21 protein-coding genes and 1 riboswitch are annotated in these 22,193 nt (G+C 41.7%); of the genes, 11 read left to right on the top strand and 10 right to left on the bottom strand.

Annotated elements, in window-relative coordinates; translation table 11 throughout:
- Positions 1–3 precede the first annotated feature (3 nt).
- Positions 4–1,233, bottom strand: coding sequence for a metallophosphoesterase family protein (locus IRB79_RS07925; protein ID WP_243507946.1), 1,230 nt, complete (start codon positions 1,231–1,233; stop codon positions 4–6).
- A gap of 212 nt (positions 1,234–1,445) precedes the next feature.
- Between IRB79_RS07925 and IRB79_RS07920 the strand changes: the two genes are divergently transcribed.
- Complete coding sequence (locus IRB79_RS07920) at positions 1,446–2,078, top strand: LysE family transporter (RefSeq protein WP_243507944.1); 633 nt, start codon at positions 1,446–1,448, stop codon at positions 2,076–2,078.
- Between the two features lie 54 nt (positions 2,079–2,132).
- Here IRB79_RS07920 and IRB79_RS07915 read toward each other — a convergent pair whose 3' ends face one another.
- Positions 2,133–3,383, bottom strand: a complete 1,251-nt coding sequence (locus IRB79_RS07915) for an ABC transporter permease (RefSeq protein ID WP_243507942.1) — start codon at positions 3,381–3,383, stop codon at positions 2,133–2,135.
- A complete protein-coding gene (locus IRB79_RS07910) occupies positions 3,376–4,275 on the bottom strand; it encodes an ABC transporter ATP-binding protein (protein WP_243507940.1) in 900 nt (299 codons plus the stop codon). The genes IRB79_RS07915 and IRB79_RS07910 overlap by 8 nt, the downstream gene beginning before the upstream one ends.
- Positions 4,276–4,454: 179 nt before the next feature.
- Here IRB79_RS07910 and IRB79_RS07905 point away from each other — a divergent pair, with 179 nt between their 5' ends.
- Positions 4,455–4,640, top strand: a complete 186-nt coding sequence (locus tag IRB79_RS07905; protein ID WP_243507938.1) for a YhzD family protein — start codon at positions 4,455–4,457, stop codon at positions 4,638–4,640.
- A gap of 45 nt (positions 4,641–4,685) precedes the next feature.
- On the opposite strand, the gene IRB79_RS07900 is transcribed toward IRB79_RS07905, so the two are convergent.
- The 4 genes from IRB79_RS07900 to IRB79_RS07885 form a co-directional block, all read right to left on the bottom strand.
- Positions 4,686–5,477: an enoyl-CoA hydratase gene (locus IRB79_RS07900; protein ID WP_243507936.1), complete on the bottom strand. Its 792-nt coding sequence runs from the start codon at positions 5,475–5,477 to the stop codon at positions 4,686–4,688.
- Between the two features lie 206 nt (positions 5,478–5,683).
- Positions 5,684–7,306 carry a long-chain fatty acid--CoA ligase gene (locus IRB79_RS07895; protein WP_243509309.1) on the bottom strand — a complete coding sequence of 541 codons (1,623 nt, stop codon included), beginning with the start codon at positions 7,304–7,306 and terminating at the stop codon, positions 5,684–5,686.
- 146 nt (positions 7,307–7,452) lie between these two features.
- Entirely contained in the window at positions 7,453–8,967 is a 1,515-nt protein-coding gene (locus IRB79_RS07890; protein WP_243507935.1) for a coproporphyrinogen III oxidase, read from the bottom strand.
- A 252-nt stretch (positions 8,968–9,219) separates the two neighbouring features.
- Complete coding sequence (locus IRB79_RS07885) at positions 9,220–10,086, bottom strand: Cof-type HAD-IIB family hydrolase (protein ID WP_243507922.1); 867 nt, start codon at positions 10,084–10,086, stop codon at positions 9,220–9,222.
- Positions 10,087–10,314: 228 nt separating this feature from the next.
- Positions 10,315–10,417, top strand: a riboswitch (TPP riboswitch).
- Between the two features lie 88 nt (positions 10,418–10,505).
- On the opposite strand from IRB79_RS07885, the gene IRB79_RS07880 reads away from it, so the two are divergent.
- The 5 genes from IRB79_RS07880 to IRB79_RS07860 all read left to right on the top strand — a co-directional run bounded on the left by IRB79_RS07880 (position 10,506) and on the right by IRB79_RS07860 (position 14,601).
- Entirely contained in the window at positions 10,506–11,111 is a 606-nt protein-coding gene (locus tag IRB79_RS07880; protein WP_243507920.1) for a YkoF family thiamine/hydroxymethylpyrimidine-binding protein, read from the top strand.
- Between the two features lies 1 nt (position 11,112).
- The gene (locus IRB79_RS07875; RefSeq protein ID WP_243507918.1) at positions 11,113–11,709 is read left to right on the top strand and encodes an ECF transporter S component; all 597 of its coding nucleotides are present in this window, start codon (positions 11,113–11,115) and stop codon (positions 11,707–11,709) included.
- Complete coding sequence (locus IRB79_RS07870; RefSeq protein ID WP_243507916.1) at positions 11,693–13,393, top strand: ABC transporter ATP-binding protein; 1,701 nt, start codon at positions 11,693–11,695, stop codon at positions 13,391–13,393. Before IRB79_RS07875 ends, IRB79_RS07870 begins: the two co-directional genes overlap by 17 nt.
- Positions 13,380–14,159, top strand: coding sequence for an energy-coupling factor transporter transmembrane component T family protein (locus tag IRB79_RS07865; RefSeq protein ID WP_243507914.1), 780 nt, complete (start codon positions 13,380–13,382; stop codon positions 14,157–14,159). Before IRB79_RS07870 ends, IRB79_RS07865 begins: the two co-directional genes overlap by 14 nt.
- A gap of 241 nt (positions 14,160–14,400) precedes the next feature.
- The gene (locus tag IRB79_RS07860) at positions 14,401–14,601 is read left to right on the top strand and encodes an alpha/beta-type small acid-soluble spore protein (protein ID WP_243507912.1); all 201 of its coding nucleotides are present in this window, start codon (positions 14,401–14,403) and stop codon (positions 14,599–14,601) included.
- Positions 14,602–14,670: 69 nt separating this feature from the next.
- Here IRB79_RS07860 and IRB79_RS07855 read toward each other — a convergent pair whose 3' ends face one another.
- The 3 genes from IRB79_RS07855 to IRB79_RS07845 form a co-directional block, all read right to left on the bottom strand.
- The gene (locus IRB79_RS07855) at positions 14,671–15,195 is read right to left on the bottom strand and encodes a D-glycero-alpha-D-manno-heptose-1,7-bisphosphate 7-phosphatase (RefSeq protein WP_243507911.1); all 525 of its coding nucleotides are present in this window, start codon (positions 15,193–15,195) and stop codon (positions 14,671–14,673) included.
- Between the two features lie 129 nt (positions 15,196–15,324).
- Positions 15,325–15,675, bottom strand: coding sequence for a YlbF/YmcA family competence regulator (locus tag IRB79_RS07850; RefSeq protein WP_035326868.1), 351 nt, complete (start codon positions 15,673–15,675; stop codon positions 15,325–15,327).
- A 106-nt stretch (positions 15,676–15,781) separates the two neighbouring features.
- Positions 15,782–16,927, bottom strand: coding sequence for a DUF445 domain-containing protein (locus IRB79_RS07845; protein WP_243507909.1), 1,146 nt, complete (start codon positions 16,925–16,927; stop codon positions 15,782–15,784).
- A gap of 224 nt (positions 16,928–17,151) precedes the next feature.
- Between IRB79_RS07845 and IRB79_RS07840 the strand changes: the two genes are divergently transcribed.
- From IRB79_RS07840 to IRB79_RS07825, 4 genes are read left to right on the top strand one after another with little or no spacing between them, the layout of a single operon-like run.
- A complete protein-coding gene (locus tag IRB79_RS07840) occupies positions 17,152–18,558 on the top strand; it encodes a YheC/YheD family endospore coat-associated protein (RefSeq protein WP_243507907.1) in 1,407 nt (468 codons plus the stop codon).
- Positions 18,527–19,630, top strand: coding sequence for a YheC/YheD family endospore coat-associated protein (locus IRB79_RS07835; RefSeq protein ID WP_243507905.1), 1,104 nt, complete (start codon positions 18,527–18,529; stop codon positions 19,628–19,630). Before IRB79_RS07840 ends, IRB79_RS07835 begins: the two co-directional genes overlap by 32 nt.
- The gene (locus IRB79_RS07830; RefSeq protein WP_243507903.1) at positions 19,608–20,972 is read left to right on the top strand and encodes a YheC/YheD family endospore coat-associated protein; all 1,365 of its coding nucleotides are present in this window, start codon (positions 19,608–19,610) and stop codon (positions 20,970–20,972) included. The genes IRB79_RS07835 and IRB79_RS07830 overlap by 23 nt, the downstream gene beginning before the upstream one ends.
- On the top strand, positions 20,969–22,138 hold the full coding sequence (locus IRB79_RS07825; RefSeq protein ID WP_243507901.1) for a YheC/YheD family endospore coat-associated protein: 1,170 nt from the start codon (positions 20,969–20,971) through the stop codon (positions 22,136–22,138). Before IRB79_RS07830 ends, IRB79_RS07825 begins: the two co-directional genes overlap by 4 nt.
- Positions 22,139–22,193: the final 55 nt, after the last annotated feature.

Here is a 22,193-nt window from a genome sequence, read left to right as displayed (position 1 = left end):
CATTCAATGTCCTTCAGCTTTGTATAGAAGATCCACAAGCAGTGCTTCGGCTTCATCTGCGATTCTCCGTTTTTCATCCTTATCGAGCTCGCCCAAAAATCTTCTTGCCAGGGGATGTGCATACAAGATCAGAGCACTTTCATTTCCTTCTGCAAAATCACCCGCAGTTTTAAAAAGCTCATTGAAAAAATCCGATTCATGTGCCAGCTTTTCTTTATTCCACATTCTTTTTTCAATCACCGTGAGACCGGAAATCCATACAAATGCTTCCTCTTCTGCCTCTTCCTCCTGTAAGGATTCGAGCAGCTCACCATTCGTTATGCTTCTTAATTCATGATCAGGCAAGCCTACATTTTTGAGCGTCAGATTTATGATAGTCCCCTTCCTGTTTTGGCGCTTTTCTTCAATCAAACTTAAGCAAATCTCATAAATCTCCTGATAGCTTTCCGATTTTGAAGCATCTATTTCTGCATTCTCCCATATAACAGGAGCAGCTTCGAGAAACTCCGTCTTTGCACCAGAACTATCCAGCTCAACTAAATAGTAACCTTTGGGACCAGTTTCTTTCCGGTTCCTTCCCTGTATATTACCAGGGTAAATGACGGGTGGCTGGGAGATTATGATTTCCCGTTTATGTATATGTCCGAGAGCCCAGTAATCAAAGTCCTTTTCAAGCAAATCATTTATTCGGAATGGGGCATATTGAACATGATCACTGCTGCCTTCAAAAGAGCCATGAAGGATTCCAATGTGCAGGTCAGCTCCATTTTCCCTGCTAAATTGATCGATCATCCGTTCAGCCACATGTCTCTTAGGGTAGCTGAAACCATAAAGGTGAACGGATGTACCATTTTCAGCAATATGCTTTACCACTTCAACTTCATGGGAAAAAATATGGACATTTTCCGGCATTGGCAATTGGGCCCATCGCCCATCCATATGATCATGATTTCCATGAACTGCATAAACAGCAATCCCGCATTCAGCCAGCCGCTCCATCTCTTTCCGAAAACGTGTTTGTGCCCTTATGCTCCTGTCTTCACCGTCAAATAAATCTCCGGCTAAAATGATAAAGTCCACAGTATGGAAAATGGCTAAGTCAATTATTTTCGTAAATGCGTCAAAAGTACTTTCCTGGAGCTTTTTAAAAATGGATGGGGGCAAATGCTTCAAGCCGGACATTGGACTATCCAGGTGCAAATCAGCTGCATGAATAAACGTAACCCTTTTCATGTAAACTTCCTTTCATTCCTTTTCTCTCATTTTACCTCATCCAAAAAACGAATGCACGTTCCTATTCGAATTAAATTGCTATATGTTCCCGTCTGAAAATTTTCCTGAAGTTTGTTTTAGACTGGGAAGCTTGTGCATAAAAATGTACAAGGACTCTTTCCTTGAGGACGGGTTTGCAGCTTCAAGGAAAATTTAAAGGGCGGAGTGGTATATTGGGAATTGGAATTTATTTAAGTTATGTGTTTCTCGGACTATCCCTGGCAGCTCCAATCGGGCCGGTAAATGCTGTCAGGCTTGAAAAGGGGATAAAAAATGGATTTTGGCATGCGTGGATTGTTGGAGTTGGCTCCATGTTTGCTGATGCCTTTTATATGCTGGTTGTATACCTTGGACTTGTCCATTTTTTGGACACCCCTATCGTACAGATCTTCCTGTGGCTTTTTGGAGGATTTATACTCTTATATACAGGGATTGAGAGCATTGCAAATGCCAATAAAATTTCCATAAGCTATGTGCGAAGCCGGGATTCATTGTTTAAATGCTTTCTTTCCGGATTTATTATGTCCATATCCAGTCCTCTTTCCATTTTGTTCTGGCTGGGCATCTACGGATCAGTTCTTGCAAAAACAGCAGCAGCCTATGGAAAAACAGAGCTCTTTTTATACAGTACAATGATTTTTCTGGGTCTCATGCTCTGGGATTTGTTTGTAGCTGGACTGACCACAGGGTTTCGCCGATTCCTGACATCCAAAGGAATAATCATCATCTCGATTCTTTCAGGATTATCCCTAATTGGATTTGGGATTTACTTCGCTTTCGAAGGCATAAAGGCATTATTTGCTTAAAGAAAACCCCATTGAAAAAAGCTCCGTCTCACAAAGACGGAGCTTTTTTTCGCATTATTCGTTTTTAGTAAGCTGTAATGCTTTTTTGATATCTTTAAAGGAATTCGACTTCCCATACATCAATACTCCGCCCCTGTAGACTCTTGCTCCAAAGACAGCCAGTAATATAATGGCAGCGAGCAGGATCACGATCCCGAGAATTGGCTCCCATACAGGCAGTGACAGCATCCCCACTCTCATGAACATGAGCATCGGAGTGAAGAATGGAATATAAGAGGTGATTGTTATAAAAGAAGCTTCCGGCTGGCTTAAGCCAAACATAGCAATCATAAAGCCTGCCACAACCATCATGGTCATTGGAGTAATCATCTGCTGGATATCTTCAATCCTGCTTACCAGCGAACCAAGAAAAGCAGCCAGTGTGGCATAAAGGAAATATCCCAGAATGAAAAAGATGAGTGCATAAGCGATGGTCGAAGCCGGAATGTTTCCAAAGCCAAAAAATTCAAAAAAGCCGCCTTCCATCGAATCAAGATTTTGTTTGACTGAAAAATAGCCTACTAATAGAATGAGTGCCATCTGTGTAAGGCTAAGCAGCCCGATACCCAATATTTTTGCGAACATCTGCTTGATTGGAGAAACACTGGATATTAAGATTTCCATGACACGGGAAGACTTTTCTGTTGCTACTTCCATGGCAATCATATTGGCGTATAAGATGACGGCAAAATATATGATGAATAATAGAACATAAACAAGCCCTCTTGCCTGATTCAATTCTTCTTCAGTTTTAGCGTTTTCTTCAAGAGCGGTCTTATCAAAAGGTACCGGCTCATATAGCTTGCTTAATTGCTCTGGACTAAGGTTAATTTGAGTGGCAGCCATCTGTGTTTTCAGCTGCTGCAGTCCGCCCTGCAATTCGGATGGGATGGCTGAATCGGCTATGCTTCTGGCTTTATAGGCTGCTTCAGGGAGCTCTTCTGTGCTAAAGGATAACAGTAAAAGCCCTTTATAATCTCCATCTTTAACAGCAGTTTCCCCTTCTGACTCAGACCCTTTGTATGCAATTAAAGTTATTTTGTTATTTAGGGCATCCATTTGTTCCTGAAGAGGAGTTAACAGCACACCTGTCTCATCGATCACTGCAATTCTTTCTTCATCATCCTTATTAAAATAATCAATAATACTTGATAAGTTGGCAAGCCCTGCAACAATCACCACAGTAATGATGGTCGTTGCAATAAATGACTTGGTTTTCAGCTTGCTTAAATAAGTATGAAGAAGGATCGTCATAAAGTTACTCATAGGAAGCACCAGCCTTTTCTATAAAAATATCATTCAGGGACGGCTCTTCCAGTACAAATTTACGGACAAATCCCTTTTCTGCAACCTCCCTGAAAATGGCTTCAGCTGCTTCTTCTCCGGAAATCTGCAGCTGAATTCCCTCAGCTGTCTGTCTGGCTTTCACCACTCCCCTGCTATCCGCCAAAAAGCTTAAATCATAGTCTGCATGGATAACAAGATTCTTCCTTCCAAAGGAACGTTTAATTTCTTTTAGAGACCCGTGCACAACAGGCCGTCCTTTTTGCATGATGCATAAATGCTCACAAAGTTCTTCTACATGTTCCATCCTATGGGAGGAAAAAACAATCGTTGTGCCGTTATCCTTCAAATCCAGCACAGCATCCTTCAGCTGTTCTACATTAACCGGATCCAGCCCGCTGAAAGGTTCATCCAATATTAATAGCTTAGGCTTATGTATAACTGCAGTAATAAACTGGATTTTTTGCTGATTGCCTTTTGATAGCTCTTCAATTTTTTTATTCGCATATTCGGGAACCTTAAAGCGCTCAAGCCAATATGTTAATTCCTTTAAACAGTCCTGCTTTGCCATCCCCCTCAGCTTAGCTAAATAGACCACCTGATCCTTTACCTTAAGCTTTGGATATAAGCCTCTTTCTTCGGGAAGGTAGCCTATCAGCGGACTAGTTGAATAATCGATGGGATTTCCATTCCATGTAATCTTTCCTCCGCTGGGATCCAATAGCCCCAGTATCATTCGGAAGGTAGTCGTTTTACCGGCGCCATTCGCCCCCAGGAACCCAAACATCTCACTTTCGGGAATAGATAGAGATAAATCATCAACTGCCGTAAACTTGCCAAACCGCTTTGTTACATGTTCAAGCTCTAAAGCCATATCGAACTCCTCCTTTGCCTAATTGGTAATACGGCCATAACGTAAAAAAGGTTCACTATTTTTAAAAATTTAGCATCTTAATTTACGGCATTTCTTTTAAAAAATATTTTGCACATTTATAAAAATTATGCAAGAATAATAGTAACTATCTGAATTTTATAATAAAGGAGTATCTTATTATGAAAACGTATAAGCTAACTGCATTTGAACAGGACGGGGAAAAGATATTGGATGAATCATTCCAGGCAGCTACAGATAATGAAGCTAAGAGTGTGGGAGAAAACCTCCTTAAGGAAAAAGGGTTGGATGAAAAAACGCACCGCTGCACTTCTCCGGCCGGCAAACTGATTTTGTTTCATAGATAGTAAAAAAGCAAAGGGCTTAGCTCTTTGCTTTTCTTCTTTCAATCTTTATTTCCCCTTAAACACAGGCTTTCTTTTTTCAATAAAGGCCTGGATACCTTCTTTGTGATCTTCCGTTTGCCTCATTTTATGCTGTCCGAGCTTTTCGAGCTCAAGCACTTTCAGCAGGAGCGGCCGGTTTTTATCAGCAAGAATTTTCTTTGTCTTAATCATTGCTTCAGTCGGGCTGTTAAGCCATTTGCTTAATTTCGCATCAACAGCTGTACTTAAATCATCCCCGGCAATTTCGTGAATCAGCCCCATTTGTAAAGCCTCATCTGCAGTCAGCACTTTTCCTTCCCAGATTAAATGCTTAGCTTTATCCTCGCCAATGCGCTGCTGCAGGAAGAAGTGCGACCCTCCATCAGGAATTAATCCAATTCCAATAAAATTCATGGCAAGCTTGCTGCCCTTGTCTGCCAAAATATAATCAGTGGCCAATGCCAGGCTTAATCCCAAACCAGCAGCTGCACCTGTTACAGCACTGATTGTCAGCTTCGGCATGCTATAAAGAGTTACAACCAGCTCGTTGATGCAATCCATCACAACTGGGAAATCGCTTTCATTTGTTTCCAATAGCATTGTTTTAATATCCCCGCCTGAGGAAAATGCGCGTCCCTTTCCTTTTAATACAACGATATCCACCTCATCCATTTGGCTTATATCCTTCATAGCAGCCAAGAGCCCCTTAATCATTTCCACATTCAATGCATTCAGTGATTCCGGCCTGTTCATCTCAACTGTGGCTACTCGCCCATCAAGCTGTACGCTGACAGTATCAGTTACAAAATCTGTTGCCAAATCCTTCCCCTCCTTTTTGTGCTCCTTTTATTATAAAGATTATTATTATATTTAAAAAGTGTTTTGTCTAAAAATTTTTAATTTTGTCACTTATTCAAGTTTTTTGCTGTAAATCCAAACTATAGCAGAAATTAAGTAAGTTTTAACGTTCCAAAACCTGCACTAAAAAACAGCATCCGCAGAAGGATGCTGCACTTGGCCGATATTTACTTGGTATTACCTGTATATTCTTTTTGGACCTGATCTCTTAATGCCATTTTGAGGAATTTTCCTACAGAGGTTTTTGGTATTTCTTCAAAGAAAAGAATTTCATCCGGAAGCCACCATTTTGCAAATTGCGGCTTCAGGAATTCATAAAGCTCTTCTTTAGTTGTCTGCCCTTTAAATGGCTCTTTCAGAACAACACATGCCACCGGCCGTTCCTGCCATTGCTCGTGCGGGACAGCAACAACCGCTGCCTCAAATACCGATTCATGAGCCATTAAGGCATTTTCAATATCAACAGAAGAAATCCACTCCCCTCCGCTCTTAATCAAATCTTTTGTCCGGTCAACAATTTTCATAAATCCTTCTTCATCAATGGTTACGACATCACCCGTGTAGAGCCAGCCATCACGGAACGCCTCATTGGTCCGCTCATCCTTGTAATATTCAGAAGCAATCCATGGTCCTCTAATGGCGAGTTCCCCCATTTCCTTTCCGTCCCATGCTGCTTCCCCATCCTTGCCGGCAATCTTCATTTCCAATCCGGGTACAAGTATGCCCTGTTTGGCTTTTATGTCCAGCTTCTCTTCTGCTGACAACTCTTCCTGATAGCTTTTTAAAGTCGAAATAACAACAAGAGGGCTTGTTTCGGTCATTCCGTAAGCATGCATGAATGGAATTTTGTGCTTTTGCTCGAAAGCTTTAATCATGCCTTTTGGTGCCGCCGATCCTCCGCACAGAACCGATCGGAGTGAACTCATGTCATATTTATTTTCATCAAGTTCTTTTAATAGTCCGAGCCAGATTGTCGGGACTCCGGCTGTTATCGTAACTTTTTCTGATTGGATAAGCTCAGCAAGAAGCTTAGGTGTAAAATATGGTCCCGGTAAAACGAGAGTGGTTCCAAACCAGACAGCAGCAAAAGGCAGCCCCCATGCATTTACATGGAACATCGGCACTACCGGAAGGGCGATATCTTTCTCGCTTACCGCTGCACTATCTGCCATTCCCAGCGCCATACTGTGAAGGACAATGCCCCTGTGGGAATAGAGGACACCTTTAGGGTTGCCTGTGGTTGCTGAGGTATAGCACATTCCAGCTGCTGAATTTTCATCCAGATCATCAGGATATTCATATGCACCGCTTGCTTCATTGATAAGCGTTTCATAGTGATAAACCGGCGAAAGAGAAGTCTCAGGCAATTCATCTTCATCAGTCATAATAATGAACGCCTTGACCGTCTTCAGTTCATCCTTAACCTTCTCAATTAGTGGTACAATGTCAAGATCGATCAGCAGCACCTTATCTTCAGCATGGTTAATTATATAAGTAATATGCTGAGGTGACAGACGAATATTAATCGTATGGAGAACGGCCCCGCTGCATGGAATGGCAAAATAAGCCTCCAGGTGGCGATGATGGTTCCACGCAAGTGTCCCGACCTTGTCCCCTCTTTCCACTCCTAGCTTTTGCAGGCTTTCTGCCAGCTTCCTGGTCCGTTCTGCAATCTCCTTATATGTAAATCTCTGAATTCCGCCGGCTGTTCTTGAAACGACTGTCTTCCTTGGAAAATACTTTTCTGCACGCTTTATCATTTGCGTCATAGTCAAAGGTGTCTGCATCATCATTACAATTCCCCCTTTTTAGAAAACGCTTACATTTGAATTTATAGAATTCTATGATTTATTACCTATTTCATTCTCTTTATTTTCAGGAAATCCTTTAATATTTTTCTAAATTTTCTAAAATATTTCTCTAAAAAAATCCCCGCCTATTCGGCCAGGGATTCGTGTTTATTAAAAAGTTCTTTTAATATTTTCAACTTCTCGTTTGCATAATGCTCAAAACTGTCATTATACGATTTAGGATCCTTTGGGTTTGCAAAATGAGTGATTTTCCCTGTCTGAGGATCAATGAACTTACTGGAAGCTCCGCATCCTAGCCCGATGATTGTCTGCTGTTCTTCCATTATCATGATGTTATAGATGCTTTCCTGGTTCGGAAGGGCATAGCCGACATTTTCAAGATTGCCGAGAATATTTTTCTGACGGTAAAGATAATAAGGATGGTAATTATGCTCTTTTGTCCAATCCTCAGCCATGTCCATCATTTTTTCAATTTCTTCCCGCTCGGCAACTTTATATTTTTGCTTGTTCTTCGTCATTTCCGAAGCTCGTTTAAAGGATAAAGTATGAACTGTCAGGGATTCCGGCATTAATTTCTCAGTTTCATCCAAAGTATGTGAAAATTCCGGCACACCTTCTCCAGGAAGCCCAATGATCAGATCCATATTGATGTTATTCATTCCCATATTGCGAGCCAGATGGAATTTATCCACGGTTTCTTCCACTGTATGGTGGCGGCCAATGGCTTTCAGGGTCTCCTGAATATAGGACTGAGGATTGATGCTGATGCGGTCAATATTCCATTTTTTCAGCACTTCAAGCTTTTCAGGTGTGATTGTATCCGGACGGCCGGCTTCCACAGTGACCTCCCGTATGTTTTCTACTTCTGGAAAAGATTCATACATTTCTTCATAAAGCATATCCATCTCTTCCGCCGTAATGCTTGTCGGAGTACCTCCTCCATAATAGACAGTAGTAATTTTTACATCATTTTCTTTCAGCCACTCGCCAATTTTGCGCATTTCGTAATGCAGGCCGCCAAGGAATGAGTTTACAGAACCCTGCCTGCCATTAATCGCATATGCAGGAAAAGTGCAATATGCGCATTTTGTCGGGCAGAATGGAATGCCAATATATATGCTGACTTCATTTTTTAAGTCATAAAGATCCGGTACGACAGCAAGCTGCCTGTCTACGATATTCTGCATAAGCTGGATTTTTTCATCTGTAATCAAATACTCTTCCTTCAGCTGCTGATGGGCTTCATGGAGAGGTGTCTGATGCTGGATGGCACGGTGAAGCAATTTTGTGGGACGTACCCCAGTCAGAATTCCCCACTTTTGAATAATGCCTGTCCAATCCTGCAAAACAGTCAGATATACATGGGATACTGCATTTTTTATTTGTTTGAAATTCTCTTTTTCTGACTCAGCCGGAACGAATTCCTTCTCAAAATTGGCTGAAAGGTTCTTGCCATCTTTATCAGTAAGCTCTGCAATGGCTTTAATGTGTTTTCCATGTTCAAGCTGAAAATTAATTGTCAGATCAGCTGCAGCATTCTCACCCAGCGTCACCGCACATTCTTCAAAAAAGAGGTTCCCGATCAGCCGGAGCGGCCGATGGAACCGTTCATCCTGTATACCTAAAATTGAAATATTCAAATCGATCACCTTTTTTAGAAAATATATTAAATCTGCCGATGTCTTTGTTTTCTTAAGGCAGCTGCAAAGTGTCTATTTTTCATGTTGACAAACTTCTTTTAGTGTACAGAAATGGGGAAACAAGGTCAATATAAGGGGAATGATTCCTAATGGATTGTTTATATTATTCATGGTTCTTTTTTCTTTCTCCTTTGGCAATTTCACAAAGCAAAAAAAGAGCCGATTACCTAATCGAACTCTCTTTCATTGATTTTATTTTAATAGATTCATTTTCTTCAGGAAATCGATTGGATGCTGCTTCCGGAAATGTTCTTTAACCATGTAGCTTACGCCGTTCTGGTCATTGGATCGGGTCAGCCAGTCGGCTGCTTTTTTTACTTCTGCAGGGGCATTGCCCATAGCCACACCGAGACCGGCGGCTTCAATCATTTCCAGGTCATCTGCCGAGTCGCCTATAACGACCATTTGGTTTCGGGAAATTCCGAGATGTTCACATAAATAAAGCAAACCATTTAGCTTTGAAACTCCGGAAGGAACGATATCCATTCGCAGATCACTCAACTTAATGACTTCTACATTTTCAAACATGCCCCTAATGGCTGCCTTAGCATCCTCAAGGTCTTCTTTATCTTCAAAATACACTTCGATTTTTGGCGGTGTGACCGGCTCATCTAAAATGGTGTCACTTAATGAATCCACAAATTGCTGCGAGTAAAAAATGGGATCCCCGGTTGTAAAAACCGTTTTAGCAAGCATATTGGTATTTAGCTTGGTTTTGTTGGCAAGGGAATATTTTTCGTGCACCAGCCTGATTTGACAGGTAAAGCCTTCAAGCAGGCGCACGATTTCAAACGTTTCATCTTCCTGTATCCTTTTTACATATATCGGCTTTTCCTGAGAAGCTGCAATATAAGCCCCCCTGTGTGTGACCAGCAAAGAATTGATTTTCAATGCTTTGGCCGCTTTTTTCGCAGATGGAAAACTTCTGGATGTGACAAGTGTTACATAAATTCCTTTTTGCTGCACATATTCAATCGCTTCTTTTGTTGATTTATGAAGTCTTCCATTTGATTGGAGCAGTGTTCCGTCAATATTTAAAGCAAGCATTCTGTATATCATCCAATTTGCCCCCTATTCTCGGTGTAAAATTGTCCTATTACACTTTTATGAAGGGAAGGATTGGAATAGAACATGACATGGACAATGTAAAAATATTTTCATAGCATATCTGCTTAGTGACGGCGTTTATCTGTTTTCATAGATCATTTGATTTAAAGAATTATAAATTATTCATTTACAATTTGTATGCTCCGTATTAAGATGGAGTCAATAAAAACTGCATATCTTATTTTGCACTAGGGGAGCTTTAATGGCTGAGAAGAACAATCCGTTCTGACTCTTATCACCCGATCTGGATAATACCAGCGTGGGGAAGTGCAGGTGAACGGCTATCATTTCTAGTGTATTGATATCATTCAACTGCATTTCCTTATGGGAATGCAGTTTTTTATTTTTATTTAAAATAGGAGGATGGCAAAATGCAGGAAAATTTCTTATGCGGAACAAGTGAGATTACAGGTTGCAGGTTTTCAATTTATCCAATGACTGACAGGTTTGTGGATGTTATTTTATCTGCTCTAAAAGAAGTGGATACAAGCAAGGTATGGATGGAAACAGATGATGTAAGCACTTGTGTGAGAGGCAGGTCCATTCATGTTTTTGATGTGGTCAAAGCTATTTATCTTGAAGCTGTTAAGCATGGTGACCATGTAGTATTTAATGGCACTTTTTCAAATGGATGCCCTGGGGATACTGCCGGCGATGCTTATCTTGCTGAAAATGAGGAACGGGCGAATGAAGAAAAATCAGCAGGAATCAACCAGGAAGTCGCTGTACAGTTCGCACTTTATCCGATGGGGATTCCTGCATATATGAACGTCATTATGGACCAAGTCGAGCTCGCAAAGGATCAGGGAACATTTACTGAAGGTGTCCATTATGCTTCAAGATTAGATGGAGATGCACACGCTGTTTTTAAAACGCTGGAAGATGCTTTCGAAAGCTGTAAAAAAAGCGATTCTACTCATATTGTCATGACGGTGAATATGTCTGCGAACAGTCCTTCCAAGAAGGGGGCTATGTAATATGCTCGAAAAATGGAAGCTTCGTGAGGTCATTGTCCTGTCTGTTCTCGCAGTTGTGTTTGCAGTTGTGTACCTGGTGTTCATGCAATTTGGCAACGTGCTATATGGGATGTTCGGCTTAATTGGCTATGATCTGATTTTTGGCATTTGGTTTATTGTTTCGATCATCGCAGCGTATATAATCAGAAAACCCGGTGCAGCCTTTTTATCGGAAACCATCGCTGCAGCCATTGAAGTCATGATTGGCAATGCAGTAGGCCCTCGCCTGATTCTTTCAGGTATGATTCAGGGGATTGGAGCAGAAGCTGTTTTTGCGGCCACAAAATGGAACAATTACCGTACATGGGTTTTAATTGCTGCCGGCATGGGCTCTTCTGTTACAAGCTTTATTTGGGGCTATTTCATTTCCGGCTATGCTGCCCTCTCACCGGGTTATGTAACTGCCATGTTTTTTGTGAGACTGATTAGCGGAGCTTTGCTTGCTGGATTGCTAGGGAAATGGCTGAGTGAGAGTCTTGCTAAAACTGGGGCATTAAACAGCTTTCCTATCGGAAAAGAGCTGAGAAGGGAAAAATCCAAAAATGGCATTACAGCATAACCAGCCTTTATTAATAACAGAACAGCTGTCCTTCCGGCATGAAGATGTGAAGAATCCTGTTTTTAAGAATGTGAATTTCTGCCTTTATCCTGGGGAAGCTGTTCTATTATTGGGCCCCAGCGGCTGCGGAAAAAGCACGCTTGCTTTCTGCTTAAATAAATTGTATCCGGAAGCCGTTGATGGCGAACTGGATGGCACCATTTCTTTCAAGGGAAAGATGCTGGAGGAATTCCGGCACGGTGAAATTAATCAGCACATCGGCATTGTGTTTCAGGATCCTGAAAGCCAGTTTTGCATGACAACAGTTGAAGAGGAGCTGGCATTCGGCCTTGAGAATATGAAAACACCTCCTGAAGAAATTGAGAGCAAGATTGATGAAGCACTCGAACTTGTTCATCTTCTGCCATTTAAAAACGCCTTAATCCACACCCTTTCGGGGGGACAAAAACAAAAACTTGCCCTTGCATGTGTATTGTCATTAAAACCGGATATCCTTATTTTGGATGAACCGACAGCAAATCTTGACCCGGCTTCAGGCTATGAACTTACCCGCATCATCAAACAGCTTAAAGAGGAGCAATCCTTTTCCCTTCTAATAATTGAGCACAAGCTGGATGATTGGGTTGATTTGACCGACCGCTGCGTGGTGCTAAACCGGGATGGCGAAATTATATTTAATGGAAGCACGGCAGACTGCTTTAATAAGTATGCAGAAGAACTTCTGCTTGAGGGTATATGGCTGCCAAGCGCAGTAAGAGCAGGCCTATTAGGAAAAAAGGCAGGGATTTACAGTGGGCAAAAGCTTCCGTTAACTGATCGGGAATTAATTGCTGGATTTGTAGATCCCTCTGCTGCACTTCAGATATTAGATAACAGGAAAACTATACATCAAGGCTTTGAAGAGCAGATCATCCTATCGGCAGAGAATCTCTCTTTTCATAAAGATGGGAAGGATTTGCTTAGAAATATTAGTTTTTCTGTTAAAAAAGGTGAATTTGTGGCAATAGCTGGTTCAAATGGATCAGGAAAAACAACGCTTTCCAGACTGCTGGCAGGATTATCTGCTCCATCCAAAGGCAATATTCTTTTTAATGATCGCTCCCTTTCCCAGTGGAAGGAGCAAGAGTTAAGACTAAAATTAGGATACGTTTTTCAGAATCCCGAACACCAATTTATTGCAGATTCTGTATATGGTGAAATTGCCTTCAGTTTAAAAATTCAGCGAATACCAGATGCCGAAATACAAAAAATGGTTCATGCTGTTTTGGATCAAGTGAACTTGCTTCAGCACGCTGACATGCATCCTTTTTCCTTAAGTCAGGGACAAAAGCGGCGGCTTAGTGTTGCATCAATGCTTGTGAATGAACAGGATTTGCTGCTCCTTGATGAACCAACATTTGGACAGGATGCCAGGACCTCTGCGGAGCTTATGGCGCTTTTGGAAACTAAGATCCATAACAGAAGCTCCGTGGTGATGATCACTCATGACATGGAAATCCTGCATTCCTATGCCGATAAAGTGATTGTCCTTTCAGAAGGAGAGAAGATTTACGAGGGATTGCCTGATTCATTATGGAAGAAACATGAGATTATGAAGATTGCTTCTCTAAAAGTCCCTTACACTGAAAAACTCAGGAACGAACTGGGTGCCGTGGAAGGGAGGAACAAGTTTGCTCTTACATGAATTTAACCCAAGCATAAAGGCTCTGACTGTGGTTGTCTGTGTATTGATTTTGTCAGTTTTCTTTGACCCGGTTACTCCTTTTCTGACCTTAGTGGTGACTGCAGGAGCCACCTTTATTTTTGGTAAGGTTTCATTCAAAAGATGGATTTTGCTTTTCTCGCCGTTTATCTTCATGGCTATAATATATATTTGGTCAGCTCTGATTTTTTCAAAGACTATTGAAGGAGAAACCATCCTATGGACATGGGGGATCTTCACATTGACTGAGGAGGGCTTTCAGCGTGCCCTATCTCTTGGAATGAGGGTTTTAAGCTTTACCTCGCTGTCCCTTCTGTTCATTTTAACCACAAAGCCGACAGAATTCCTGCTCAGTCTCATGCAGCAATGCCGGCTCTCTCCAAAGCTTGCATATGGAATCATGGCAGGCTATCGGTTTCTGCCATTAATGAAAGAAGAATTTGAGATTATCAGAAGCGCCCACCGGATTAGGGGAGTACCCAAAGCCCGGACACTTTCTGAAAAAATGGCAGAACTTAAGAGGTATTCAGTTCCTCTTCTTGCCGGAGCGATCCGTAAAGCCGAGAGGACGGCAATGGCGATGGAATCAAAAGGGTTTACCGGAGATGGAAACCGGGATTTCTATCAAAAAATCTCTGTTTCCTGGAAGGATTGGGCATATTTCGCCTTTTTTATTGGAGCAGTGCTGGCAAGTGCCTATATTTCGTGGCTTTTCGGATTTCTGCAGCTTTATAATGGCGAACTTTAGAAAGTTATGTGCGGATGGCATTTATTTATGTGCGGATGGAGGAAATTTATGTGCGCATAAGATTTTTTCTGTGCGTTTAGGACCAATTTATATGCGCAAAGCTGATTTCAAGTCAAATCCACATTAGAGTCCGTCAAAAAATACCTTATATTACCATATACACCTATGAATAAATCTTATTTTCTCTCCTAAAGCTATGAGTGTAACAATCAAGAAAACTACACCAAAGGAGATGATTTACATGGCAAGAAACAGCAATTCTAATCAGCTTTTAGTATCAGGAGTCAGCAAGGCAATTGATCAAATGAAGTATGAAATCGCAACAGAATTCGGTGTGAACCTTGGCCCGGAAACATCTTCAAGAGCAAATGGATCAGTAGGCGGAGAAATCACAAAGCGCCTGGTGCAAATGGCTGAGCAGCAGCTTGGCGGAGCACGCTAGTCCTTCCACGCAATCATAGTAAAATAAAATGCCGCTTCCAGCCAATCCTGGAAGCGGTTTTTTACTCTCCTATTTAAGCATTTCCAAAATATCTTCCACTGCCTCAAAAAGTGATGAAGCCTGGATATCTGCACTTGTTGGATCAGAGCCGATAAAAACAGTTTTACAGCCAGCCTTCTTGCCTGCCTCAATGTCCCGCTCGTGATCGCCTACCATAATGCTCTTAGCCAGATCAAGATGGTGCCTTTCCGCCAAATCCACCAGCATGCCTGCATTTGGCTTGCGGCATTCACACCCAGCTTTCGGTTTATGAGGACAATAGGCCACCTCTTTAATATGTCCGCCTTTTTCTTTAACAAGCTCCTGCAGCCTTTCATGAATTCTCCTTAGCTCTCTTTCTTTCAAAAAACCGAGTCCCACGCCGCCCTGATTTGTCACAACAAAAATTTCATATCCTGCTTTGGTCAGCTCTGCCACAGCTTCTGCCGCCCCTTCAAGTAAATATAACTGCTCAGGCTTGTTAACGAATTTCACCCTGTCAGATAAAACCTCGTTCAAAACGCCGTCCCGGTCAAGAAAAATGGCTTTTTTCAATTTGCTGCCCCCTTACTGTAAATCAACATCTATCCTAAAGGTACCCAAACCTCGTTCAGATTAATATGGATAATGCTTTTTCTTATTAAAAAACCCCCGAAATCAATTCCGGGAGTTTTCCAATGCTAATTATTCAGCTGCACCATAAAGCTCTTCAAGAGGCTTCATGATGATTTTGTTCATTTCTGCAATCATCATGCTCATGCGCTGTTCTGCTTCCATAAGCTTTGAGATTTGGGCGTGCTGCTGTACAAGGGCGACTGTCTTTTGTGCCTGTTCTACTTCTTCCTGTGTAATATCCTGGCCCATCATTTGTTTTTGCTGAAGTTCCATCTGGATTTTGCGGAAGTTATCAAACATTGCTTTGGCAGACGGATCTGCATTCACATCATCGTATGCTTGTTTTAAAGCCTTATATTCATCGCTTTCCCGCACTGCTTTTTCTAATTCATAGGCTGAATCATATAAATTTACTGCCATAAAAACACTCCTTCCGATTCTCGTTCAAAAAGGAAAATTCATCTTCCTCATTTTGAACATCCACTACACTATAACAAACTATGTCAGTAAACGCGAGGCGATACCCTTAATTAATCAATATGGCTATGAATCCCTGAATGAGCCCGATAATGCCCCCAAGCAGGACCCCTAAATTAGTAATCATTTTCAATTCGCTTTTAATTATGGAAAAGACCATTTCTTCCAGTCGTTCCACCGAAAAATTGCTGACCTGTTCACGGACAATTTCAGCAAGACGAAGCCTTTCCATGAACATTTCAGTTTTTCCTGAAAGCCAATCAGAAAGCATTTGAACACTTTTAGGAGCCAGTTCATCTATTAATACAGGCCTATAAGGGACCATAAAAGATGAAATAGGCGTTTTAAATAAATTCTCCAGATTAATGACTTTATGGGCAATATTCTTTAATACTGAAAGAATCTGTTCTTTTTCGAGCTGCTCTTCAATAACTGCAGCGTCCAGTTCAAGAACTTTACCCCACTCTCTTTGTAAAAGTGCTGTAATCAGATCGGACGTTCCCTCATTATTTAAAAACTTTATGATTTCCGGCTGAATTTTATCTGCAATATTGATGTTCCCCATAAACATCTGCAGCATGTTGCTCAGCACGCCGCTGCGCTCACGAACAAAATCATCTGCCATTCTTTGTATCCTCATTTTGCCTTCAATGCTGGAAAAATAATCAGTCCCCTTTTGAAGGATCATTGAACTGATAGCCGGGATTTTTTCATCCACTTTATCCAAAAGAGCCTGAGGAATAACTTCTTTAAGGGGCCGGCTGCGATATTCACTAATGATTTTTTCATACTTCTGCTCAATTAATAAGTTAATGCGGTATTCTGTTTTCGCTTGCCCATCCGTGATTCCAAACGCTGCAAGAATGTCATCTGCTGATTTTTCCGACAGCAGGATAGTTTCAAGCTCTTTTTGAACCAGCCCAGTCATATCACGCTGAAATTGAGCATTGATGAACTTTTTCTTGATGCTTTCTGGTGTCAAAAGATGATTAACAACAAGCTTACCCATCTGATCAGCCATTTCATCTCTTCTTTTAGGAATCAGCCCCGGGGTAAATGGAACCTTCCATTTGCCTATATAAACGGCATTATAAGGTTTAAAGAGCATTTTAATAGCCAGGTAATTAGTAAACCCGCCAATGAGAGCCCCAATTAACATCATCAAAATTATTGTTATTGCAATATCCATAGACATCTCTACCTTCCTTAAGTTACAAGCGCCTCTCTAGACGCACCATTTTATTGCCCAGAACATACGATATGGTATCAGCTTTTGCCTATTTTTTCATTATACAGTGAAAACTTCATCAATGGGAGTTTTGCACTTTCTGCCGCAGGTAAAATTCAGCATTCATTTTGCACCCTGCATTCGGCTACCCAGAATAGGCTCAAATAAAGATAAGCAAATGAGGAATGATCATGTCAGTTTCTTTATTGCCTATTACGATTGTTCCGGGAAAGAAGTTTCAGGAAAATCAATTTCGCATTCAAATTAGCCATTCTCTCGTCCATTACTGGAATATTGATCTGCATATGCCACATTTGCTGCAGATCGGCAAGCACACCATTCAAATAACCATTGAAGGAGCAAACATTACGAAGGATGAGGTTATTTTCAGTGATCGGCTTTTTCAGGAATGCTGCTTGCCAATGGACGATCTCCATTTCGTTGCCAGTTACTCCAGAAAGGACTTTACTATTACTGCCGGACCGATTATAGGGCTGATGACAGATTTCAATGATAGCGGCGAAGAGCCTTACTTCCGCTCTATTCATTCTTTTTGCGAAGAATTGCATGAGGTTGTTTCAAATATGGGGGGATTTTTTTATGTGTTTCACTTTAAGGACTTCATTCAAGGCAGTCTGCAAGGGTACTGCCTGCAGGATGGAAAGTGGATAAAACGTCCGGTTCCTTTGCCGAGTGTAATCTATAACCGGATTCACTCCCGAATGCTTGAAGCAAGTTCCGCATTTCAATCATTTAAAAACAGCCTAATAAAATATAATATCCCTGTGTTTAATGACCGTTTTTTATCAAAAAAGGAAGTTCATAACCTGCTTTTTTCTGAGGATCATATGCAGCCTTATCTCCCTGATACAGCCATAGCAGATGAACAAACCATCAAGGATATGCTGGCCAGACACAGATTAATATTCCTAAAGCCCATACACGGCAGCCAGGGCCGGAATATTATCAGACTGAGTTTAAACGGCGAAGAAATCATGACAGAACTATCGACCGGAAACGGCAGGGAGAATACACTCATTTTCAAAAATTATACCCGCTTTGAACAGTGGTACCAGCAATACCAAAAGAATACAATTTTTCTGACCCAGCAGGCCATCCCTCTGCAAACCTATAAAAACAGGCAGCTTGATTTCCGTGTGCTCTGCCACAAAAATTTTCAGGATATCTGGAAAGCTACTTCAGCAGTTGCAAGGATTTCTGCTGAGCAGCAATTTGTTTCAAACATTGCAAGAGGCGGGGAAATCATGAAACCTCTAAGAATTTTCTCGATGCTGTCTGATCAGAAAACAGCGGTTCAGCAGCTGGCATTATTGAAGGAGCTTGCAGTTGAAACAGCAACGATTATCAGCCAGAAATGCGAAGGGCTTGTCGGAGAACTCGGAATTGATATTGGTTTAGATGTAAATGGAAAACTATGGATCATCGAAGTGAATTCTAAGCCCTCCAAAAATTTCGAAGACAAAGAAAAAAGAGTCAGGCCCTCAGCCAAGGCACTGATGGAATATGCAACGGCATTATCATTCATCCAAAGAGGAGGATTACAACATGCTTTCATTCGGAATCATGACATTGAATAAACGGAGTGAACAGTCATATTTTATGGAATTGGCCAAAAGAGCTAATGAATGTAATATTAACTGCTGCCGGTTTGTGCCTTCAGATATCAATCCTATTACAGAAAGAATTACAGGTGATTTCTATAACCCTGCTTCAGGCGGATGGGAGCCAGCAGAATTTACAGTGCCTGAAATCCTTTATGACCGCTGTTTTTACGGAAATGATTCCCACTCAAAACAATGCATGTCCATCGTGAATTGGCTCAAGGCAAGAAGTGACATCCAATTCCTTGGCTATGGCTTGCCTAATAAGCTCGAATTATATGAAATCCTGTCCTGCACAAACATTTCACCCTATTTGCTAAAAACAACACCCTTTACTGGCGCTGACAGGTTCATAGGCAGCCTCCTGCCTGATCATCCCCTCATCTTAAAACCCGCAAGCGGCTCACAGGGGCACGGAATCTATTATATTGAGAAAACAGGCAAAAACATTCTTGTTAAAACAGATAAAAAGAATGCTCAGGTTACCCGCAGCTTTGAAAGCGCTGAAAAGGCAGCGGGCTGGCTTAATAACTTGACCACGAAACGGCAGTACCTCTTCCAGCCATATGTGAATCTATCGAACAAGGAAGAACAGCCCTTTGATATAAGAATTTTGCTTCAAAAGGACAGGAATGGCACCTGGAAGGAGCTTGGCCGGGGCATTCGGACGGGCAGAAATGGCAGTATCGTCTCCAATTTAAGCACTGGCGGCAGCAACATTTCTTTTGAGGACTGGATTACTGAATACCCATCTTCATTGAGGAGTTTTCTTTGCGATGAGCTTAATGACATTATCGATACACTTCCCGCTGCGCTTGAACGAAAGCTTCCTCCGCTATTTGAAATGGGAATCGATATAGGAGTGGAAAACAACGGCTCCATTTGGATTTTGGACATCAACTCAAAACCTGGCAGAAAAACCATCCTAAACAGCCAGCCTGAAAAGAAGGAAGAATTATATACTGCTCCCCTTCACTATGCCAAATTCCTGGCAGCCAAAAAGGAATTGGAAAGGAGAATGAATCATGAGAAAACAATATCAAATTGAAATTTCCGATTCAGCCTCCAAAACAGTTTATATTCCGAATGAGCTTAACCTTCATACTCATTTGACGAAACTGGCCTTTGGCACACATTCTGCAGATGCCGCTTTCTTACTTCAGAAAACAAAGAAAAACTCCATCATTATAAGTAAATGTGTGGCAGATGCACTGCATTTCCCTGACCTTAAGATTCCTCTGCATGCATTTGCCAATAAGGGGACACTGTACCTCGGCCCGCTCGTAGGAATCTTCACATCAGGATTCACCTCCTTTCCTTTGAGGCCAGTCGGGGATCGGACCTTGTTTTTTGCCAAACTGCTTTCAGTCAAAAAAACGGTTGGAGCAATTCCGTATTTGTTCGGTGACCAGCATATCAACTGGGAACAAGGAACAATCAGGGGGCTTTTTTATCATGAGGAAGGATGGGAAACCTTTGAAGTGCCTTTTCCGAATGTCGTATATGATCGGCTTCCCAATCGAAAAAGTGAAAGAAGGATCGAACTTAAAGAAGTTCGTGACCGTCTGCAGAAAGACTATTTAATTCCTTGGTATAATCCTGGTTTCTTTAATAAATTGGATGTTTATGAAAGACTGCAGAACGATGATGATATTAGTCACTACTTGCCGGAAACCCACCCTTTTTCTTCATTTTCTGTAATTGAAAGAATGCTGGCTGATTATGGCCATGTTTTCCTAAAACCGATTAATGGAAGCCTGGGGCTTGGTATTCATCAAATTATTTATGATAAAAAGGATGGTCATTATTATTGCCGATATAGAGTGCGGGATGACAACCGGCTGAGAAAGTTTAACAGCCTGGAAAATTTGATGGGGAATGTTTTTGCAGGACGGAGTTTAAGCCGGATGCTTGTTCAGCAGGGAATCCATTTGCTCCGTCATGAACAGAGGACGATTGATTTCAGGATTCATACGAATAAAGATGAGAATGGGGAATGGAAAGTAACAGCTGCAGCCGCAAAAATGGCGGGACCTGGCAGTGTTACAACCCATGTTAAAAGCGGCGGTGAAATCAAAACCCTGGAAGAAGTGTTTGAATCGGAGGCTGAAAAAGCAGCAGCAGTGGAAAAGTTGAGTGAGGCGGCACTAAAAATCAGCAAGGCTCTAGAACGAAACATGGAAGGAATTATCGGTGAAATCGGCTTTGACTTTGGATTGGACCGAAATGGCCATGTATGGCTTTTCGAAGCAAACTCCAAGCCTGGCAGATCTATATTTAAACACCCTCAGCTCCGTGAGTTCGATTTTCTTACCCGCAAGCTTTCGCTTTCATTTGCCGTCTTCCTTGCCGAAGCATCCATTATGAAACCTCAGGAAATATTCAGATGAAGATTTATTATGACTGGGCCAGCAGGAAATGGTTCAGCAGCACCAGCTGTACCCTGGGAAGGGATCCGCATCCTTTAAGCACCATAAGCCCGCAGGCGGAACTAAATTCGATTTCCTTTTCATTGACAATGCAAAACGATAATGCAGGACCGGTGATAGGCATTCTGACCGGAAAAGGAAAGGACCAGTCTATCGCCGGCAATGGCCCCTTATTTAAGGCACTGCAGAAAAACATACTTCAGCAAAATGGCGTTTCCTTTGTATTTACGGCAGAAGACCTGAAGGAGAATTCCGTGAACGGCTATATTTATTTTCCCCAGCAGGATAAATGGATTGAGGCAAGATGCCCTCTTCCGCATCTTGTCTACAACAGGGTGCCTTTCCGGAAACTTGAAAAAAAAGAAGCCTTTCATAAAGCGAGCCGTTTTTTTAAGGAGCATAATATTCCATTTTTCAACCCGGGATTTCTGGACAAATTCGAAGTTTTCCAGCTATTAATGGACTATCCGCCCTTGCAGGAGTATATTCCTGAAACCATTCTTGTCTCCGGTCCAAAAGAGCTTAAGGATTTTATCCGCAAATATAATAATGTCTACTTAAAGCCAGCAAACGGCTCCAAAGGCAAGGGGATATACCATTTAAGCCAGCTGGGAAAGGGAATACGATTGAACGGTCTGCACGATTCTTTCAGTTACGCTGATTATGATAATTTCTGGAACCAATGGGATATTCTCCTGACGAATAAACCTTATTTGGCACAGAAAGCGATCAGCCCTGCCAGAAAGGAAGGCAAGAGATTTGATTTTAGAATTCTAGCCCATTTCAGCGAAGGGAAATATTCTGTTACAGGGATTGGCATCAGGCAGTCTAAGGAACAGGATATTACAACACATATACCGAATGGCGGGGTAATGATTCCATATGAAAGTGTCCGTACGAAAGAACATGATGCGTTTATTCATACAGCAGCAGCGGAGGCAGGAAAGCTCCTTGAGAAGAAGAAAGGTTTTTATGGAGAATACTCTATTGATGCAGGATTAACTGACCAGGGCACTTATGTGATTTATGAAATAAATTCCAAACCGATGAGTTTTGATGAAGTTTGGATAGAAGAAAAAAGAATTGAAGAACTGACCCGCTTATTTTTCTCGCTGGCGGGGTTCTAGCAGATCAATAAAAATAGCCGTACACCCATAGCGTGCACGGCTATTTTTATGCGAT

The organism is Cytobacillus oceanisediminis (assembly GCF_022811925.1).
GTDB lineage: Bacteria > Bacillota > Bacilli > Bacillales > Cytobacillaceae > Cytobacillus > Cytobacillus oceanisediminis_D.
The sequence above is the reverse complement of the archived record's forward strand: the minus strand, read 5'-3'. Positions and strand labels throughout refer to the sequence as shown.

Coding starts and splice junctions, on each gene's coding strand:
- IRB79_RS07925 (WP_243507946.1), bottom strand. CDS start 1,233: ATGAAAAGGGTTACGTTTATTCATGCAGCTGATTTGCACCTGGATAGT.
- IRB79_RS07915 (WP_243507942.1), bottom strand. CDS start 3,383: ATGAGTAACTTTATGACGATCCTTCTTCATACTTATTTAAGCAAGCTG.
- IRB79_RS07910 (WP_243507940.1), bottom strand. CDS start 4,275: ATGGCTTTAGAGCTTGAACATGTAACAAAGCGGTTTGGCAAGTTTACG.
- IRB79_RS07905 (WP_243507938.1), top strand. CDS start 4,455: ATGAAAACGTATAAGCTAACTGCATTTGAACAGGACGGGGAAAAGATA.
- IRB79_RS07895 (WP_243509309.1), bottom strand. CDS start 7,306: ATGATGCAGACACCTTTGACTATGACGCAAATGATAAAGCGTGCAGAA.
- IRB79_RS07885 (WP_243507922.1), bottom strand. CDS start 10,086: ATGATATACAGAATGCTTGCTTTAAATATTGACGGAACACTGCTCCAA.
- IRB79_RS07880 (WP_243507920.1), top strand. CDS start 10,506: ATGCAGGAAAATTTCTTATGCGGAACAAGTGAGATTACAGGTTGCAGG.
- IRB79_RS07875 (WP_243507918.1), top strand. CDS start 11,113: ATGCTCGAAAAATGGAAGCTTCGTGAGGTCATTGTCCTGTCTGTTCTC.
- IRB79_RS07870 (WP_243507916.1), top strand. CDS start 11,693: ATGGCATTACAGCATAACCAGCCTTTATTAATAACAGAACAGCTGTCC.
- IRB79_RS07860 (WP_243507912.1), top strand. CDS start 14,401: ATGGCAAGAAACAGCAATTCTAATCAGCTTTTAGTATCAGGAGTCAGC.
- IRB79_RS07850 (WP_035326868.1), bottom strand. CDS start 15,675: ATGGCAGTAAATTTATATGATTCAGCCTATGAATTAGAAAAAGCAGTG.
- IRB79_RS07845 (WP_243507909.1), bottom strand. CDS start 16,927: ATGTCTATGGATATTGCAATAACAATAATTTTGATGATGTTAATTGGG.
- IRB79_RS07840 (WP_243507907.1), top strand. CDS start 17,152: ATGTCAGTTTCTTTATTGCCTATTACGATTGTTCCGGGAAAGAAGTTT.
- IRB79_RS07835 (WP_243507905.1), top strand. CDS start 18,527: ATGCTTTCATTCGGAATCATGACATTGAATAAACGGAGTGAACAGTCA.
- IRB79_RS07830 (WP_243507903.1), top strand. CDS start 19,608: ATGAGAAAACAATATCAAATTGAAATTTCCGATTCAGCCTCCAAAACA.
- IRB79_RS07825 (WP_243507901.1), top strand. CDS start 20,969: ATGAAGATTTATTATGACTGGGCCAGCAGGAAATGGTTCAGCAGCACC.